Consider the following 16,869-nt stretch of genomic DNA (forward strand, 5'->3'; position numbering starts at 1 on the left):
GCGCACCCTGGCGATGGACACGCCGGGCGCAGGGTTCAGAAAGACGGACACAACCGTGTCCTCGTGCGTTACTATGGCTCCATCACCTCCAGTGGGTGGGTACGGAAAAGCCTCCGGGCGGATCCGGATCTGTTTCTAGGGGATTAGCTCGAACCGAAACTTTGGTCGGTGCAGGTTCTGAGCTACGAATCTTTGAGGGGCCCGGTGCGAAAGCACCGGGCTTCTTCGTTTAAGCGGCGGCTGAGTCGGTGGCCTCCGTCACTTCAAGCGTGGGCGAGAACACGGGCAGGCTCCCGTGTTCAGCTCGGACCAGGGCGAGCAGCTGCTCCAGGTAGAGCGAGCGGGAGACGTTGCCGGACGCTGTGCACACGGCGGACAGCTCCGCATCGGTCGTCGGGTCGAGGTAGACCTTGCGAGTCTTCGCCGTCGTGCCGGTAGCGAGACGGTTACGCTTCACACCTGCGTTGGTCCCCTGAGTCATGGACACATGATCCCGCGTTAAGGGACCGCTTAACAGTCGCCCTCGCGGCGTGTCGGATTCCGTGTTGCGGACGTGTGAGCGGCCGGCAGAGTCAGCGGTCGCCACGATCGTCCCATTCATGCGGGCCACGATACTGGATTCTCTACGTCAATAGTGACGGTCACAGTCAAATCTGACAGTCAGTCAAGAAATTGGGATAGGTGATTACCCCCGCAGGGCCGCCTGGGGTGGTGAACCCGTTGTGTACTAGTGGGTACCCACTAGGAGGCCACTCAATTGACGATCATCACTGCGCTGTTCGCCGTGGGCTGCGTTGTGCTCGTGACCAAGCTGCCTCGGCTGCTCCGAGGCGAGGGCACGAACGCGTTCGTCGCGACGCTCTTGCTCACGCTCTCGATCGGCCTCGCGATCCCACAGCCATACCTCGTGATCGACCGGCTGCTGGGTGGCCACAACGTCGCCAACCTGATCTTGCACTTGATGCTGACCGCAGCGTTCTTCTTCATCGGTCTGGGCCTGGCTGACGCCCACCTTGGCGAGCGGGCTCGACGGCTCATCAAGGGCCCGGTGGGCCTGGTGGTTCTTGCTCTCGTGCTCGGGCTCACGATTCTGTTCTTTGCCCTGAGCGACACGTCGGACAGTGCGACCGGCATGTCCGCGGTGGATCGCCAGTGGACGATCACCGCTTACGGCACGATGGGCCGGGTGTACCCGGCTTTCATCGCGTTGGCGATCATTCCACCGATGGCTGCCGCCGTAGCGAATCAGAAGCGTTCTCGGTCGCTGCGCGTCGTTTCGGCACTACAGGTCGCTGCGTTCTCGATCACGGTGCTGACGCTCCCGATCCAAGCGCTCGAACTGGTCCCGGGCGTCGACGTCGGAGGGATCTACACCGTTCCGACGTGGATCGCGGTCGGGTTCTTCCTCGCGGGGGCTGTGGGGCTCGAGCTAGCTCGTTACCAGGGCCAGGATCGGCAGGTAGCAGAGGAAGACGGCAACGCCGCTGCCGTACCCAGCTAGGACCTGGAGGGGAGTGTGTGCGCTCTCCCTGACGCGGGCCCAGCCGACTGCGACTGGGACGAGCAGCAACACGCCCGCGATGAGGGGCGGCAGATAGGTGAACTGCAGGACGCCAACGAACGCGGCTATGGCTGCGTGGATCGAGAGCTTCCACACGAGGTTCACGGCTGTCACAACCAGGAGCCCGAGTATCGAGGCGATCCCGACTGCGAGGAGCTGAGCGCCGGCACCGAGCCAGATCAGCAGCGATACCCCGACGATGACTGACACCAGCACGCAGGCCAGAATCGGTCCGCGCTGGCGTCGTTCGGAGACGAATCGCCCGCTCACCCGGCCCGAACGGGCGAGGAGAATGAGCGCGGCGTAGGGCAGTACGGCGATCAACAGCGATCCGAGCAGCGCGGTCCAGATGCCGCGCGCCCCGGTTTGCGCCCCAGCTTGGACGAGGGCGAACGTTAGGAGGGGTGCCGGCCCGAATATCTCTGACAGCACCTGGGCGACACGGAGGCTACTGCGCGGGCTCGAAGAAGGTTGCACCCAAAGACAGTAGTGCCAGCCGCTCTAGAGGTTGCGGCGAAGCCGGTCGTCTATCTCCTGCGCGTCCGACACGTCGTCAGCCTCCGCGACTGCTGCGCGCTCGATCGCGTCGGAGAGCAGCGCCTCGTGCGGAAGATCCAGACCGCTGCACAGGGCGAGGAACTCGTAGACCGTCGCCGGGCGTCGCCCTCGCAAGATCCGCAGGACGGTCTGCGGGTTGAGACCGACCCGTCGAGCGAGCACGGTCGGAGTGACGTCAGCCGCGGCCGTGTGCGAGCGAAGCACCAGCGCTAGGGCGCGCTGTAAGTAGGTTTCGCTCGGAAATGCGGGCATCTGTCAATCGTAGAGGGAAGGAGCTTCCCCTTACGCAGCGCAAACCGGTGATTTCCCTCGTTTGAGCCTCAAATTTGATAGTCTGAATCTGTTTAGAACGTACATATCCAGATTTGACGCCGTTGTGTCGGTTGTTTGGGGGACTAATTGCCCCTCAGGTCGCCTGGTTCCGGCCACCCGGCCGCGGTAACGAGCGCAGAACTAGAGGGGGCCACAGTGTGGCGTGATTTTGTCAGCGAAGCTGACGGCACAGTCCGAGTCGATGGGGAACTGGTACACGCAGCCGACGGGGGCAGTGCATACGGCGCAGCTATTGCCCTGTTCGCCGCAGCAGCGAGGGAGCAGGGCGCTCCTGTGCTCGTGCGCAGCTCTGGTGAGGGCGGGGAGACCTGGTTCACCGTGAGCGCGGAGGGCACGATCGCCGTCGCCGCTCACCCGGACGAAGCATCGAAGGAAGTACCCACGACGACGGGGGAGCGCCCGCGGGCGACGTCGGCCGAATCAAGGGCCACCAGCCACGCCGTGCCGGCCGTGCGGGTCGAGGTTGATACCAATACCCCAGAAACGCGCCGGAAGCCTTCAGCGGCCGATTTCGGGTCGCACAGGGCCGAACGCGCCCCCGGGCCGGCCGAAGAGGGGTGGCGGGGTGTCGTCAACGAGATGAGCGGTCACGCGTTCCGCCTGCCGCCGAGCTGCGCGGAGTTGCAGCGACGCGCCTGGCGCGCGGCCGCGCAGCGGGGACTGTCCGGTCACAAAACGATCGTGTTCGTGAACCTGAAGGGCGGCGCGACGAAGACCACGGCGACGTTCCTGGTCGGCGCGACGCTGGGCCGGGTGCGCGGCGGGAACGTGCTGGCGTGGGACAACAACGAGAATCAGGGCACCCTAGAGCAGCTGTCCATGGCGGCGTCGCACGACAACACCGCGACGGACCTCCTGGCCAACATCGACCGGTTCGCGATCCCGTCGAACTCGCCCGAGCTGACGAACTACATGCGGCCGCAGGGTGAGAACCGGTTCCACGCGCTCGTCTCGCAGAACGAGGCGTCGAACCAGGAAGTGATCGACGGTGCCGCGTTCGTGCAGCTGCACGGGATGCTGCGGCAGTTCTACCACCTGATCCTCGTGGACACCGGCAACGCCGCCACGGCGAGCACCTGGCAGGCTGCGGTGGAAATCGCTGACGAAATCGTGCTCGTCGCGCTGAACAAGCGCGACTCCACGAAGAAGCTCGCCGCGACCGTGGACATTCTGATCGCGCAGGGCTTGGAGTCCAAGCTCGCCCGCGGCGTGCTGATCCTCACAGAGCCGGCCGCGCCGGCACGCAAGGGCAGTAACCGCGACAAAGCAAGCGACGAGCGACGCGGATACATCGCGGAGCACTTCGGTCACTACGTCCGCGACGTCGTGAACGTGCCCTACGACGAAGCGCTGTCAGAGGGCGACGAAATCGTCTACGAGAACCTGGCACCTGCCACGCAGCGCGCGTACCTCGCAGCGACGGCGGCGATCGTCGATGGGCTCTGACATGTCGATAGTCACCCTCGCGCAGCTGAACGGGCCGATGTGGGCCGTTGACGGTCGAACCGTCGAGGTCCCGACCGGCGAGCACCCCGCCCGAACCGTACTCGAGGCGGTGCCGGCGGCCGGCGGAACAGCCGTCGAGCTCAACGTGCGCCCGACCGGTCAAGAGCCCTTCACGCTCACCCTGGGCGCGGACGGAGCGGTCACGACGAACGCCCTCACCGACCCGCGTATCCTGCACTGGCTGCGGCCGGCGCAGGCGCGGCCGGCGACCGACGGGGGAGCGGTCGAACCGGGTTGGCACCTGTTCGGCGCTCACCACGGTTCCGGCGTGAGCACCTGGACGGAACTGCTCGATGGTGTCGAGCTGGCCGACCCGGGCAGCTACAGCGGCCGGCTGCTCGTCGTCGCTCGGACCACCTTGCAGGGCGTCGAGGCGGCTAAGAAGCTCACGCACCGGGCCGGTGCGGTGCTCATGGTCCCTGACGCCCCCGGCGCCCTACCTGCGGACGTGCGCCGCGGCATCAAGGTGCTCTCCGGCGTCGCTCCGATCGTCCGCGCACCGTGGATTCCCGCGCTCCGCGGGACGCTCACCGTTTCACACACCCCAGCCGTGGCAAAAGCCGCAGCGAAAACCGCTGCGGGCATCCGCAGCACCTGGAAGGACACACCATGATTGAAGTTCTCGACGCGGTATCGACCTCGTTTGTCGCCGCCCCGTACTGCATGCCGGAAGCAGCGCAGAATGCTCTGGACACAGGGGTGTTCTGGATGAGGATCGTCGCGGTCTCCCTCGGCGTCATCGCGTTGATCATGATCGGCATCGGCATGTTCTACTCGGCCCGCCGCGGCGACGGCGGCGAAATGCTCAGCAAGCTCGGTTGGTTCATCGGCGGCCTGATCGTCGTCTCCGCTGCGGCCGGCATCGTCTCGATCTTCCTCTCCACGCCGACCGGCTGCACCCCTGGGGGTGTCTGATGGACCGCCGACGGACGAACCAAGTCACCATGTGGGCTGCGATCGTCTTCCTGGCGTTCGTGCTGATCGCCGTGCTGGTGATCTTCCTCGTCCCGAACGGGGAACCCGACGCGGCCAACACGTCGAGCCCGGCCAACACCAAGCCGGCTCCGAGCGCGACGCCGACGGAAGCGGCTGGGATCGGCTGCGATGCACCGCCCAGCGACAACCGGAAGGTGCCGGCGGACCTGCGCTGGGAAGTCTCAACGGTAAGCGGCGTCACCTGGCCGGTGTCGGACACCGTTGGGCCGACCGAGACGACCGAGGGATTCGCCTCGTGCTTCGAGCACTCGCCGGTCGGTGCAGCTCTCGCAGCGGCCGCGATCAACTTCTCGACCACCGATCGGACACAGCTCGACGTGGCCAAGTTCTACCTGGCTGACTCCCCGGGTCGCGACTACGTGCTGGCCAACACCGCACCGGACGCATACTCTCCGATCGCCCGACAGATGCAGGAGAACAGATTCTCGCTCGTCGGCTTCCGTGTTGAACAGTACGACGGCGATAGCGCGTCGATCCGCCTCGTCCTCCGAGCCCCGGGCAGCACCACGGGCTACCGGGGCATTCCCGCGCCGATGGTGTGGGCTGACGGTGACTGGAAGTTGAAGCCGCTGGACAACGGCTCGACCGGCCAGCCGACCGACGAGCGCGACGGCGACTTCACCGATTGGACGGCTGCCGGCAATGGCTGACGACTGCGGTCTGATCGACGTCTCCTGCGGCGTCTCGAACCTCGTCGGCGGCGAGCTGGAGAAGTTCGCGAAGGACGTCCTGGCCGGCGCGAATGACCTGTGGAACGGGTTCTTCACGTCCTGGATCAACTCGGGTCTAGACGGCGTTGTCGGCGGTTCCACAGCGGACTGGTTCGCCACTATCGCTCTGCCAATTCAGGCTGTCCTGCTGACGCTGGGGCTCATGGTCGCCGGCATCCGCACGATGCTCTCGGCGCGGGGTGACCACCTCGGAGATGCCGCCAAAAGAACGTTCCGTGCCCTGGGGATCATCTTCGTCGGCACGACCCTGTTCGGCATTCTGCAGGTGGGGTCGAACGCCCTGGCCAAGTCGATCCTGGACGCGGCGACGGAGGGCACTCCGGCGGTCCTCTGGGACGCGGCGACGTTCAGTTCCAACGTGGCCATGGGGCTGATCTTCGGCATTTTCGGGCTGCTGGCCGTGGGGATTCAGTGGATCATCATGATTCTGCGGGCGATCGCCGTCTCTGTGCTCCTGCCGTTCTGGCCGATCGCGGCTTCTGGGGCGCTGTTCGAGAAGCACGAAGCAATGTGGGAGAAGACCACCGGATGGCTGCTGGCGTTCCTGCTGTACACACCGGTTGCCGCCGCGATCTACGGGCTCGCGATCAAGTTTCGCGACGGGAAGGACGGCGCTGAGGCGTCGATGTACGGCATTGCCGTGTTCATCCTCGCGATCTTCGCGCTGGCGGCGATCATGCGCCTGGTCGTCCCGATCACCTCTGCGATGGGCCGAGCGAGTGCCGGCGCTATGGCGATGGGTGCCGCGAAGACGGCCGTTGTCGCGACGGTTGCTGCGGGTTCCGCCGTGGCCACGGCGGGCGCTGCGGCTCCTGCCGCTGCGGCCGCGGCCAAGGGCGGTAGCAGCGCGGCCACAGCCGCTGGGTCCGCTGCAAGTGCCGGCGGCTCGGGCGCTGCCGGCAGTGCGGGCGCGCCTGGTGCCACGGGCAGCGCAGGACAGGCCGGCGGCTCTGGCTCAAAGGGTGGAGCCGGTACGGCCGGCGGGTCCGGTTCGTCCGGTAGTTCGGGATCCTCGGGTTCTGGGCGGTCCGGTTGGGACACCGCACGTGATCTTGGAAACGCGATGCCCGGCGGTAGCCGGGGAGTGGGGGACATGATCGATGAGTGAGCAAGCAGAAGCTCCGCAGCGGGTCCGGTTCGGCGTCTGGCTGCCGACAACCCGCATGACCCTCGGCGGGCTGACAGTGCCCGGCTGGGCGGTGCTGATCGGGTCGCTGGTGGTCGGCGCGATGATCTCAACCCGCGGCCTGTTCTTGGAGGGCGTGATCCTGGTCGGCGCTGCGCTGCTGTTCGAGCTGGTGTTCGTCATCCGCTTCGGGGGAGACGCGACCGGCCGCACCATCGCGGACCGTGTGATGACCGCGCTGTCCGGCGTGATGCGCGCCGACCGTGGTGAGACGAGGTTCAACTCTGGCCTGTTCTCGACCCTGCCGGCGGACGCGATCACCTCGCTGCCGGGCATCCTCGCGAACCTTCGCGAAATCGACGGCACCGACGGGCTCGGCCGGCCGTTCACGCTGCTGCACAACCCTCGGACCAAGACGCTGACGGCGGTGCTGTCCTGCAACGCCGACGGCACCGACATGCAGACACAGCAGATGATCGACCGGGACGTCGTTGCCTACGGTGGCTGGATCGCCTCGCTGTCCGCCGATGAGGCGCTGGCCGGGGCGACGGTCGTCGTTGAGTCGGCACTGCGTGACAAGGGCCCCCTGATTGAACGCATCGTGTCCGACATCGACCCCGACGCCCCTGAGGTCGCCCGTCGTCACAGCTTGGAAGCCGGCGAGGAACTGCCGGCGAAATACTCCGAGGTAGCGACGTGGGTCACGCTGTCCTGGTCGATCCCGTCTCTGGCGGCTTCCGTCGAGGACGCCGTGGCCGAGGTCGCGTCCAAACTGCCGTATCAAGTCGATGCGCTCCGCAACGCTGGCGGCGGAGCCGTCACCATTGCCACCAGCGAACTCCTGGCGGAGGGGCTGCGTGTCGCCTACGACCCCGAACGCTCGGCCGAGTTCGCGAGTGATGCGCTGCGCGGGCAGCACTCCGGTCTCCGGGTGACGCAGGCTGGCCCCGACTACTTCGATGACGAGGCCAAGCGCATCTGCCTGCACGACGGCGTTGCGTCGATGACAGCACTCGTGCTGGCCCCGCCGAAACTGCACATCACCGAGGACACCATGTCGGCGTTGTTCCGCCCGTCCGAGCGGTTCTTGAGGAAGCGGGTCGCGATCTTCTACCGGGCGGTTTCCCCGGAGAAGACCGTGCAAATGGTCGAGCGGTTGGGCGCGAGCGCATCGACCGCGGCGACCGCCAAAGCTCGCCTGACGGCGCACGACAAGGCGATGATGGCGAAGGCCGGGAAGCTGGAATCCGAGGTCACGGAAGGGGCTTCGGTGACACGGTTCGCGATCGCCGTTACGGCCACGTTCGAGGCCGATGAGCGGGCGTATCGGGAGGCGCTGGTGAAGATGAAATCGCTGCTGTCACAGTCGGCGCTCTCGTACCGGTTCTGTGACTACGACTCGGGGCCAGCGTTCCACACCACGCTCCCGCTCGGCGTGCTGCCTTGGCTGCACGAGTCGCAGGTCGAAACGATGATGAAGGGCATGTCATGAAGCGTCTGCCGGCGTGGGCGCGCTCACGCCCTCGTGCACTCACCCCCGCCGGGTTCGCCGGCCACGGCGGGGGCCGGTGGGGTCGCGTTCCGGCCGCGCCGTTCTGGTACGGGTCCTCCGTTCAGGCGAACGGCATCTACCCGTTCACTGCCGGCACTGCCCGGCCGGTGTCTGGTGCTCCTTCTGGGACCGATCTGCTGACTCACACGGCCGTTGCAATCGATCATGAGGCGCTCTACCGGGAGGACATTATCTCGTCGCCGTCCATGATGCTGTTCGGCATCAACGGCGTCGGCAAGTCCTCCACCGCCCAGACGATCATCCTCGGGCAGATGGGCCGCGGGATGGTGCCGGCGGTGTTCAACCCGTTGAAGCGCAACGAGCACACGCCACTGGTCGAGCAGGCCGGCGGGGCGGTGTTCGACTTCGGTCCGAACGCCCGCCACCAACTGAACCTCCTGTCGCTCGGCCCACTGGGTCGGGCGGCTGCGCGTATCGGTGGGGCCACCGGGGCAGAGCTGCGGGAGCTGGCGCTGTGGAAGATCATCAAGCAAACCCAGCTCGCCCTACGGCTGAGCCGTGGCCACGCCCTCCGGGACTCGGAGGACGCTGTGGTGCAAGCGCTCGTGCAGTCGATCTTGGAGCGCGAGGGGACCCCCGTCACCGGGGACCTCGCTCGAGCTTTTGCCGCGCCGCCGGAGCGCGTGCTATCGGTCGCTCGGCAGGGGACAGCTGAGGGATTCGAGGCGAAGTATTCGGAGCTGGGCGACTCGATCGGCGCGCTACTCTCCGGCGACCTCGGCCGGCTCCTCGGCGGTACGGAATCGATCGAGATTGACCCGGGCAACCGGGGCGGATTCTGCTTCGACACGTCCTCAATCCCCGCGAACGCCACCACGCTGCTGTCCACGGCCATGCTCGTCTCGTGGTCGCTCGGCATGGATTCGATCGACGCACACTGGGAGCTGGCCAAGCACGAAGCCGCCCTCGCAGCGGAAGCCGCGGAGGCCGGGGACTTCTACATGCCGGCGGTCAAGTGGACCGGGTACACGACGCTCATGGATGAGTTCTGGCACCCGATGCGAGCTGCCAAGGGCATCGTTGATCGGGTCGATGAGCTGTCGCGCACGAACCGCTCCAAGGGCACTGCGGAGCTGAAAGTCACCCACTCGCCAAAGGACATGCTGTCGCTCCCGGACCCGGAGGACCGGGTGAAAGCCGCCGGCCTCGCGGAGCGCTCCGGCTTGCTGGGGCTCATGGCGTTGACGACTGAGGACCTGCGCGAGCTGTCGAAGGTGAAGCCGCTGACCGACAAGGAAATCCAGCTCGTGTCGAGCTTCAACGCTGCGTCCGCGTGGGGCAAGAAGCCCCGCCGTCCGCAGGACGAGGACGACGCGAGCACGGCCCCGCCTGGTGCCGGAAAGATCCTGTTCAAGGTCGAGGGCCGGCCCGGGGTGCCGGTGCAGATGGTGCAGACGCGCACCCAGAAGAACCTTCACATCACCGATGAGCGCTTCCGTGAACAGCGGCGCGCTGACTTGATCCGCCGGGGGGCCTAACCATGTCCGCAGTCACACGTAGAACCGAATCCGCCGCTCCCGTCATCGCGCTCCTGTGCGCGGTGGCGGTCGCGGCCGGCGTGGCGTCCATCTGGACGATCGCAGCCTGGTTGTCCGGGGCCGGCCTGGCGTTCGTTGACCCGATAGAGGCGATCCGCCGCGGCGACCCGTGGACAGGCGCTCACACCGCGGCCGCGGTGTTCATCGGCGCCATTTTCCTAGCCATTGCAGTGCTGGCGATCGTTGCCGCGGTGCGGGCAGCGAAGAACCGGACGCCGGCCGACCGGGCGGCTCCGAAGATGGGAACCGGGCGCGCGATCGCCCCGCTGCTGCCGCCGGCACTGCGAAAGCGCCATGCCCGGATGGGTATCCCGGCTGAGTTTGTCGGCGTGACCGTCGGCTATACCGTCGCCGGCAAGGTGCCCGTCCGGGCCTCCTACGAAGACACGGTGACGCTGATCGCAGGACCACGGCGCAACAAGTCCGCAGCAACCGTGATCCCCAATGTGCTCGCAGCGCCCGGGACGTGCCTCATCACGTCGATGAAGCCCGACATTCTCGCTGACACCCTCGCTGCGCGGTCCGCGCTCGGGACAGTCCACGTCCTCGACCCGCAGCGCCTCGCTTCCGCTCACCGCGGATACGACACCTGGTGGAACCCGTTGGCGAAGGTCCGCACGACGGAGGACGCTGCGGCCCTTGCCGCGGTGTTCGCGGCCGCGACCTACGGCGCGGCCGGCAACGACGACCCGTTCTTCTCTTCGAACGGGCGGACGCTCATGTCGGACTACCTGTTCGCTGCGGCCGTGTCGGGTGAGTACCTGCCGACGGTCCTCGAATGGCTGAACCACCCGGAGAACCCGATCCCGCAGCTCGCGTTGAAGGATGACTATCCGCACCTGGCGTCGCGCATCAAGGCGATGGTGGACCTGACCGAGCGCACGCGGTCGGGTGTCTACGCCTACGCCCGCGAAGCGCTGAGCTTCCTCGCGTCCGACTCGATTCGGGCGTGGGTTCAGCCGATCCCCGGCGCTCCCGAGTTCGATCCGGAGGCGTTCGTCGTGGCCAAGGCCGACACGCTCTACCTGTTCAGCGAGGAAGGACCCGGCTCGGCCGGCCCCCTCGTTGCCGCGCTCACCAAGGCGGTCCTGACGGCCGCGGAGAACGCCGCGAAGGCTGAACCCTCCGGCCGTATGCGGGTGCCGTTCATGGCGATTCTTGATGAGGCCGGCAACATCTGCCGCATCCCGGACCTGCCCGACAAGTACAGCCACTACGGCTCCCGCGGCATCATCGTGATCACCATCCTGCAATCGCAGGAGCAGGGGGAGAACGTCTGGGGCGTGACCGGCTTCGGTCAGCTCTGGGCGTCCTCCACCGTGCGGGTGTTCGGTGGCGGCAACGCCTCGAACGCGTTCCTGCGCGACCTCTCCGAGCTGATCGGAGACTACGAGTACAACGAGTCGTCCGCCAGCACGAGCAACGGTCAGCGCACCGTCAGCCGGTCCCGCCGGTCCGAGCGGATCATGGATGTGGCCGACCTCGCTTCCCTGTCGTTGGGCCGCATGGTCGTGTTCGCGTCCGGGTGCCGGCCGGCACTCGTGCGAGCGGTCCCGTGGTGGGAGGACAAAGCGCTGGTGAAGCTCAACACGACCACCGCGGCGACACCCGCGAACGACGACGCCGAGGCTCTGGAGGACGCCGCATGACCACCGAGAACTACCTCACGCTGACGGTGGAGATCCCGCTGGTGACTGTCGATGACTTCTACGCCCACATTGCTGCTGTGGAGCGGGTCGAGGACGGCGCAGCGCCGATCGCACTCCGTGAGCTCGGCGCGCGAATGCTCGTGGCCGACCCTCGCTACACGACCGAAACCGATGAGCACGGGCACCTGATCCAAGCCACGCTCAACACCCAGGAAGGCTCTACCGATGCTGTCTGAACACCTGCCCCTGACCGACGTTCCCGCCGGCCTCCCTGAGTTCGTCGACGGCGTGCTCCTGGCGCGTCTGACCACCCTCGGCAAGAACGAAGTGTGGTGCGCCAGCTGGCGCGAGCACCCCGATGCCGTGCACCGCCTCGCTGCGATCCAGGACGAGTGGCAGCGGATGATCGCCGGGGAGGACGCGGAGCTGCACACGTTCATCCGCGACGTCCTCGACTATCACCTGCCGCGCCTGGTCGCTCGGCACGACGGGGGCGTATTCGCTGGGTGCGAGTTCAAGCACATTGAACCCGCACGCCTCGACTCGGTGAGACAGCCGGGCTAACACTTGGCCGCAACAGTTACATGGCCCCCGCGGCGGCCTCGAACCGGCAAGATGTGTCGAGATGAATGAATTTTTTGAGCAGGTGCCTCACCCTCGCGTGATGGCGCATGGTTTCAGCGACGCCGAAATGGCCGTTCTCCGCCCGCTCTGCGGAGGGCTCGAGCAATTCCACGCGGACTGGCACCCTGAAGAACACGACGTGCTGTTGACGACAAACGCACGCACACTCAGCCATTCGCCTGTCCGATTCCGGATCATGTTCATGCCGCCGCCCGTCGAGAATTCTGATGAGTATGGAGCTAGCTCCGCTTCAAGGTCATGGATCCAGGACAAGCCGGCTAGGAACCTGGAAATCACGTCTTTCGCCGAGGAACAGAGGCTCGCGGCCCTCATTCGGAACAGCTGCGTGCCCGAAGCCGGTGCCAGGTATAGAGGAATCCACCTCCCCGTGAGTCCGGGCCATACTGCGTACCCACTCCTGCGCGAGAGGCTTGCCAGGCCCTACGTCCTCGCGGCAATTCTTGAGAACAACAATGACCCGAAGACGGCCGACTTTTACCAATCGACCCTCTGGCTCCCGGCGTCCGCGCGCTCTCATCTCGCGGACTGGTTCCGTTATGCAGTTTCGCGTTGGCGCGCACTTCGCCCTGATCTGTTCCCTGAAACGGCTGAGTGGCGATCGTCGGATGCTTGGGCTTCCCCGGATGAACGGCGTGCCCGCACAGCCCTCATCGACTTCGACGAGAGAGAGGACGAGCGACGGGCTGAAGCGGCGATCCAACGAGCGGCTCTGGCGGAGCAGGTGGATTCGGCCCGCGTCGATGGAGACAATGATCGCAAGATCCTTGAAGCCACTGGTGAGGACCTTGTTGCCATCGTGCACCGCATGCTTCAAGATCTGGGATTCGACGTGATCGACGCCGATCAGATGCCGCAACACAAGGGTAAAAAGCGGGAGGATCTGCGAGTGAGTGACAGTGCCTGGACCGCGGTTGTCGAGGTGAAGGGGTACACCGGAGCCGCGAAGTCCAACGATCTGATGCAGGTTCAACGCGCTATGACGATGTATGCGGCTACCGAGAAGAAGCTGCCGGACGCCGCGTGGTATGTCGTCAACACGTACCGGGAAATGGACCCCTCACAGCGCCCAGAACCCTTGGCGGAACGACCTGAAGACGTTGCGGACTTCGCGGACAGTAGCGATGGAACTGTGCTGGACACTCGTGAGCTGTTCAAGTTGTGGCGGTCCGTTCGTGCCGGCGAGTTGCACGCCGACGAGGCGCGAACCGTCCTGCGCGAGAACCGCGGCTACTTCAAGAATGCTCCGCTGAGTTAACGCTCGATCGAAGGCGACTTGTCCGGGACGCTCTGCTGACGCTCACGCGCCAGCCGGGCGTCCCGCTGCTGTTCCCGCACGGCAGCTCCGCGCTGACGCTCCGCGTGGGCGTTGTCCTTCGACTTCTCCTGCGCCGGCGTGCCCGGCTGCGGTGCGGCCGGCTGCTTCGCGGTCGGGGCTGGATCGCGGCGCAGCCCGTTGTGGTGCGCGATCGCGCGCTGCTCTGCGGCCCGCGCAGCACCCAGCTTCCCGCCTGCGCCGGCGGCGACCGCAGCGCGCGCCCATGCCTGCCGCTGCGCCTCCGACGGCCGCGGCGTCGGCGCAACCCGGTGCCGGTCCTCGAACGCTCTGCGCGCCGCCTCGGCCTCCTTCTGCGCGGCCGCGCGCCGGAACACCGACGCTGACGCTGCGGCGCTCTCTGCCCGCTCTACGGCCGCGTAGTCGGTCACCCACTGCTGCTCCCCCGCTGCGACGGCCTCGCTCGAGGTAGCCCCTTCGAGCTGCGCCCGGTGCTGGGTGGCTGCGTCCGCCTCGTGGCCGGCGGACTGCACCGCAGCTGCGTAGTCGTCCACAGGTGTCTCCGGGTGGCGGCTCTGCCATTGCTCGCGGGCGCTCTCCCACGCCCGGACCTCCGCGCGGTGCACTCGTTCTTCTGCGGCCAGGCGCGCGGCGCGCAGCTCACGGTCGTAGCTGTCTGGCAACACCACTCCTTCCACGTCTCGCTCGACGGCCGCGATCGCGGCCGCGGTGCCCCGGTCGCCGGCCTCGCGCCCCATCGCCGTGACGAACAGGTCGCGGGCGTCGGCGCGATCGCCGGCAACGATGTGCAGGGCGTTGTGTGCGCGGCCTCGGGTCGCGGCGACGTACACGGCCTGAGCGGACGATCCGTCGCTGACGACCCCGTGCCCGTAGTCCACGGTCGCACCCTGCACGCCGTACTCCGTCGAGGCGTAGGCCAGGTGTGTGTGTTCCTCGACGTACTCGCGCGGGAGCCGCGCTTTGCGTGCGCCGGCACTGACCTGCACGGACCCGTCCTCGTGCACCCGATCCACCGTCCAGGTGTCTCGGTTCGCGACGCCCAGCTCGCTGTTGTTCTGCCGGGTCATGAGGCGGTCACCGATCCGCAGGGTGAGGCTGTCGCTGCCGGCGACCTCGACCGCAGGGGTGCGCGTGCGGCCGGCGCGCTCGTGTGCGGCTTGCACCAGTGCGTTGACCTCTGCGGCCTGCTCGTTCGTGGCCACGGCCACGGCCACGGTCGCGCCGGCCTCGGCCTTCGCGGCGACGTCGCTCGTGATCGCCGCCCACGCTGCTTCGTCGGTGTCGTGAATGACGATGTTGCCGCGCTCGTGCAGCTTGTCGAACAGCGCGCCGGGTGCCTCGCGATCGCGCATCTGCAACGTCAGGTCGGCATACCCTTCCTCGCGGAACCGGTACAGCTCCGACAGGTCGAGCGGCCGCGGTGACGCCGCCACGGCCATGTCGAGGACCCCACCGCGACCGATCGCCGGCAGCTGCGCCCGGTCACCGATGAGCGCGAGACTCGCGTCGCCCTCGCCCGCGACGGTCATCACCGCGTGCATGAGGTCCTGATCCAACATGCCGGCCTCATCGATCACCAGACGGGTGTCGGCATCGACGGCGAACACCTCGGACGGTCCTTCGTACACGGCCCCGCTCACGGGATCGACGTCGCCCACTTCGAGGCGCGTCCAACGGCCGTCGTCGTCCCAGCGGAACCCGTGCTCGTGGACGAGCTTGTGCGCGCTCGACGCGGCCGCGCCGATCGACGCCGCGGCTTCGTTCGCGGCGCGCAGCGTCGGCGCGAGGACGACGAACCGGGTTGCCTCGGACGCTCCGACCTCGCGTGCGGCCAGCTCCTTCGCCGCGGCGAGCATCGTCGTTTTGCCGGACCCCGCTGCGCCCTCGATGACGACGAGCGGTGCACGGGTCGCCAGCGCCCGGGCGGCGAGTGACTGCTCCGCGTTCAGGCCCTTCAACGGCTTGGCGTTGGCGTCGAGCGCGAGCCCGGATTCGAGGCCGCGGGCGGCGAACCCCTCGCGGAGTTCCCGCTCGATCCGCTGCACGTGCTCGCTGGTGTAGTGCCGCACCCAGTTCGGCAGCTGGCCGGTCACTTCGACGGGCAGCGACGGCAAGCTCCCCGCGATTTCTTTGGCCATGTTGCGGGCGTAGTCCACGACCCGCTCAGGCGCAGCGGTGACGCCTGCTGCACCGATGAGGACGCCGATGTGGCCTTCAAGGTCCGCCAGCGACCAGGCAGACGATCGAGCGCCCGCGACGGTGACAACGTGCTCCGCGATCGCCGCACGGTCGAGCTGGTTCAGGGTGGTCGATGCCGGCAGCTCGACGGGCTCGAACCCATCGACTTGCAGGCCGGCGTCGCGCAGCTCGGTGAGCCACTTGCTCTCCGCGCTCTCGGTCGCTTGCACCTTCTGCGGCCGCTCGAACGCCCATGCCTGTTGGTCCCAACGGCGCAGCACCGCGGCGTCCGGCTCCTGCCCTGGGTGCTGCTCGCGCCATGCCGCTTCGAACCGGGCAAGGTTGCTCTGAATCTGGTTCGCACGCTTCGACATCGTGCGCGCCTGCTGTTCAAGGTTCGTGACCTTCCCAGTGCTCGGGTCGAACGTGAACCCGGCCGCTGCGAGGGCTTCTTGCAGGCCGTCGTGGGAGTGGATCGCAGCCTCACCGACACCGCGCAATGCGCCCTGCTGCTTCAACGTCGCAGCGGTGTGCATGCCCCGCCACTTGCCCTCCGCGAACACGCGCGTATTCCACTGAACGTGCACGTGACGATGCGGGTCGCCGGCACGCGAAGAACGGTGCACAACCGACACCGATTCGAGCCGTTCCACGGGCACGAGCCTCTGCTCTCCGCGCGGTCCTGTCCGCGTCACGGTGTTCTGCGCCATGTACTTGTTCATGGCCTCGGCCGCTGCGGCCTGTGCCTCGTCTAGTGCTGCCGAAACCGCCGGGTTGAGTGCCGCGGCGACTGACAGGCTCTTGTCGCAGTTGACGGTCATCTCAACGAATCGCGGTGACGCCGGGTTGACCACAACTTCACCGTCCTTGGTGACGCGGGTCTCTTCTCGCGGCCGTCCACGGCTCGCGCCGGTCTCCGGCTCTTTCCAGTCAACCCACGCCTGGTAGTCGGTCCCTGAGAGGGTCGCGTCAGCCGTCAGCAGGCCCCTGGTGTCCCAAGCGGTCCACTGGGCGACTGCTCCCGCGTCGGCCAAGTAGTACTCGTCGGCGTGCGAGTGGTCCGATTCGAGGTAGGCGCGCGCAGCGGCTCCCGCCCCTCGAAAGAACACCAGTCCGCCGCGCATACCGGCAGACTACTACGGCGCGAAGCCCGTAGCATACGTGCATCCGTTCGTGAAGCT

Annotated in this window: 16 protein-coding genes; 12 read left to right on the plus strand and 4 right to left on the minus strand. The window is 67.0% G+C overall.

Going from position 1 to position 16,869, the window contains the following annotated elements:
- Positions 1 to 229: 229 nt before the first annotated feature.
- The gene (locus ACQ3HE_RS19245) at positions 230 to 481 is read right to left on the minus strand and encodes a hypothetical protein (RefSeq protein WP_159880480.1); all 252 of its coding nucleotides are present in this window, start codon (positions 479 to 481) and stop codon (positions 230 to 232) included.
- Positions 482 to 757: 276 nt separating this feature from the next.
- Between ACQ3HE_RS19245 and ACQ3HE_RS19250 the strand changes: the two genes are divergently transcribed.
- Positions 758 to 1,501 carry a hypothetical protein gene (locus ACQ3HE_RS19250; protein ID WP_430893997.1) on the plus strand — a complete coding sequence of 248 codons (744 nt, stop codon included), beginning with the start codon at positions 758 to 760 and terminating at the stop codon, positions 1,499 to 1,501.
- Here ACQ3HE_RS19250 and ACQ3HE_RS19255 read toward each other — a convergent pair.
- Both ACQ3HE_RS19255 and ACQ3HE_RS19260 read right to left on the minus strand, forming a co-directional pair.
- The gene (locus ACQ3HE_RS19255; RefSeq protein WP_430893999.1) at positions 1,430 to 1,993 is read right to left on the minus strand and encodes a phosphatase PAP2 family protein; all 564 of its coding nucleotides are present in this window, start codon (positions 1,991 to 1,993) and stop codon (positions 1,430 to 1,432) included. The two genes, ACQ3HE_RS19250 and ACQ3HE_RS19255, sit on opposite strands and share 72 nt — an antisense overlap.
- Before the next feature lie 69 nt (positions 1,994 to 2,062).
- Positions 2,063 to 2,371, minus strand: coding sequence for a helix-turn-helix domain-containing protein (locus ACQ3HE_RS19260; RefSeq protein WP_159880474.1), 309 nt, complete (start codon positions 2,369 to 2,371; stop codon positions 2,063 to 2,065).
- Positions 2,372 to 2,725: 354 nt separating this feature from the next.
- On the opposite strand from ACQ3HE_RS19260, the gene ACQ3HE_RS19265 reads away from it, so the two are divergent.
- The 11 genes from ACQ3HE_RS19265 to ACQ3HE_RS19315 all read left to right on the plus strand — a co-directional run bounded on the left by ACQ3HE_RS19265 (position 2,726) and on the right by ACQ3HE_RS19315 (position 13,471).
- Complete coding sequence (locus tag ACQ3HE_RS19265; RefSeq protein ID WP_430894001.1) at positions 2,726 to 3,898, plus strand: MinD/ParA family ATP-binding protein; 1,173 nt, start codon at positions 2,726 to 2,728, stop codon at positions 3,896 to 3,898.
- Between the two features lies 1 nt (position 3,899).
- On the plus strand, positions 3,900 to 4,571 hold the full coding sequence (locus ACQ3HE_RS19270) for a hypothetical protein (RefSeq protein ID WP_430894003.1): 672 nt from the start codon (positions 3,900 to 3,902) through the stop codon (positions 4,569 to 4,571).
- Complete coding sequence (locus tag ACQ3HE_RS19275; protein WP_430894005.1) at positions 4,568 to 4,873, plus strand: hypothetical protein; 306 nt, start codon at positions 4,568 to 4,570, stop codon at positions 4,871 to 4,873. The genes ACQ3HE_RS19270 and ACQ3HE_RS19275 overlap by 4 nt, the downstream gene beginning before the upstream one ends.
- Positions 4,874 to 4,902: 29 nt before the next feature.
- Positions 4,903 to 5,604 (plus strand): DUF8175 domain-containg protein, encoded by a 702-nt coding sequence (locus tag ACQ3HE_RS19280; protein ID WP_430894007.1) that lies wholly within the window; start codon positions 4,903 to 4,905, stop codon positions 5,602 to 5,604.
- The gene (locus ACQ3HE_RS19285) at positions 5,597 to 6,793 is read left to right on the plus strand and encodes a hypothetical protein (protein ID WP_430894009.1); all 1,197 of its coding nucleotides are present in this window, start codon (positions 5,597 to 5,599) and stop codon (positions 6,791 to 6,793) included. Before ACQ3HE_RS19280 ends, ACQ3HE_RS19285 begins: the two co-directional genes overlap by 8 nt.
- A complete protein-coding gene (locus tag ACQ3HE_RS19290; RefSeq protein WP_430894011.1) occupies positions 6,786 to 8,303 on the plus strand; it encodes an SCO6880 family protein in 1,518 nt (505 codons plus the stop codon). Before ACQ3HE_RS19285 ends, ACQ3HE_RS19290 begins: the two co-directional genes overlap by 8 nt.
- Positions 8,300 to 9,862, plus strand: a complete 1,563-nt coding sequence (locus ACQ3HE_RS19295) for an ATP-binding protein (RefSeq protein ID WP_430894013.1) — start codon at positions 8,300 to 8,302, stop codon at positions 9,860 to 9,862. Before ACQ3HE_RS19290 ends, ACQ3HE_RS19295 begins: the two co-directional genes overlap by 4 nt.
- Positions 9,863 to 9,864: 2 nt before the next feature.
- A complete protein-coding gene (locus tag ACQ3HE_RS19300; RefSeq protein WP_430894015.1) occupies positions 9,865 to 11,571 on the plus strand; it encodes a type IV secretory system conjugative DNA transfer family protein in 1,707 nt (568 codons plus the stop codon).
- Positions 11,568 to 11,807, plus strand: coding sequence for a hypothetical protein (locus ACQ3HE_RS19305; RefSeq protein ID WP_430894017.1), 240 nt, complete (start codon positions 11,568 to 11,570; stop codon positions 11,805 to 11,807). Before ACQ3HE_RS19300 ends, ACQ3HE_RS19305 begins: the two co-directional genes overlap by 4 nt.
- Entirely contained in the window at positions 11,797 to 12,135 is a 339-nt protein-coding gene (locus ACQ3HE_RS19310) for a DUF4913 domain-containing protein (RefSeq protein ID WP_430894019.1), read from the plus strand. The genes ACQ3HE_RS19305 and ACQ3HE_RS19310 overlap by 11 nt, the downstream gene beginning before the upstream one ends.
- Before the next feature lie 61 nt (positions 12,136 to 12,196).
- Positions 12,197 to 13,471 carry a hypothetical protein gene (locus tag ACQ3HE_RS19315; protein WP_430894021.1) on the plus strand — a complete coding sequence of 425 codons (1,275 nt, stop codon included), beginning with the start codon at positions 12,197 to 12,199 and terminating at the stop codon, positions 13,469 to 13,471.
- On the opposite strand, the gene mobF is transcribed toward ACQ3HE_RS19315, so the two are convergent.
- On the minus strand, positions 13,468 to 16,812 hold the full coding sequence (gene mobF / locus ACQ3HE_RS19320) for a MobF family relaxase (protein ID WP_430894023.1): 3,345 nt from the start codon (positions 16,810 to 16,812) through the stop codon (positions 13,468 to 13,470). The two genes, ACQ3HE_RS19315 and mobF, sit on opposite strands and share 4 nt — an antisense overlap.
- Positions 16,813 to 16,869: the final 57 nt, after the last annotated feature.

It is taken from the genome of Plantibacter auratus, assembly GCF_050587365.1.
Lineage (GTDB): Bacteria > Actinomycetota > Actinomycetes > Actinomycetales > Microbacteriaceae > Plantibacter > Plantibacter auratus.

Excerpts from the sequence above, each read along its gene's own strand:
- ACQ3HE_RS19270 (WP_430894003.1), top strand. The coding sequence starts at position 3,900 with ATGTCGATAGTCACCCTCGCGCAGCTGAACGGGCCGATGTGGGCCGTT.
- ACQ3HE_RS19310 (WP_430894019.1), top strand. The coding sequence starts at position 11,797 with ATGCTGTCTGAACACCTGCCCCTGACCGACGTTCCCGCCGGCCTCCCT.
- ACQ3HE_RS19260 (WP_159880474.1), bottom strand. The coding sequence starts at position 2,371 with ATGCCCGCATTTCCGAGCGAAACCTACTTACAGCGCGCCCTAGCGCTG.
- ACQ3HE_RS19305 (WP_430894017.1), top strand. The coding sequence starts at position 11,568 with ATGACCACCGAGAACTACCTCACGCTGACGGTGGAGATCCCGCTGGTG.
- ACQ3HE_RS19315 (WP_430894021.1), top strand. The coding sequence starts at position 12,197 with ATGAATGAATTTTTTGAGCAGGTGCCTCACCCTCGCGTGATGGCGCAT.
- ACQ3HE_RS19295 (WP_430894013.1), top strand. The coding sequence starts at position 8,300 with ATGAAGCGTCTGCCGGCGTGGGCGCGCTCACGCCCTCGTGCACTCACC.
- ACQ3HE_RS19290 (WP_430894011.1), top strand. The coding sequence starts at position 6,786 with ATGAGTGAGCAAGCAGAAGCTCCGCAGCGGGTCCGGTTCGGCGTCTGG.
- mobF (WP_430894023.1), bottom strand. The coding sequence starts at position 16,812 with ATGCGCGGCGGACTGGTGTTCTTTCGAGGGGCGGGAGCCGCTGCGCGC.
- ACQ3HE_RS19300 (WP_430894015.1), top strand. The coding sequence starts at position 9,865 with ATGTCCGCAGTCACACGTAGAACCGAATCCGCCGCTCCCGTCATCGCG.
- ACQ3HE_RS19245 (WP_159880480.1), bottom strand. The coding sequence starts at position 481 with ATGACTCAGGGGACCAACGCAGGTGTGAAGCGTAACCGTCTCGCTACC.
- ACQ3HE_RS19285 (WP_430894009.1), top strand. The coding sequence starts at position 5,597 with ATGGCTGACGACTGCGGTCTGATCGACGTCTCCTGCGGCGTCTCGAAC.
- ACQ3HE_RS19280 (WP_430894007.1), top strand. The coding sequence starts at position 4,903 with ATGTGGGCTGCGATCGTCTTCCTGGCGTTCGTGCTGATCGCCGTGCTG.
- ACQ3HE_RS19275 (WP_430894005.1), top strand. The coding sequence starts at position 4,568 with ATGATTGAAGTTCTCGACGCGGTATCGACCTCGTTTGTCGCCGCCCCG.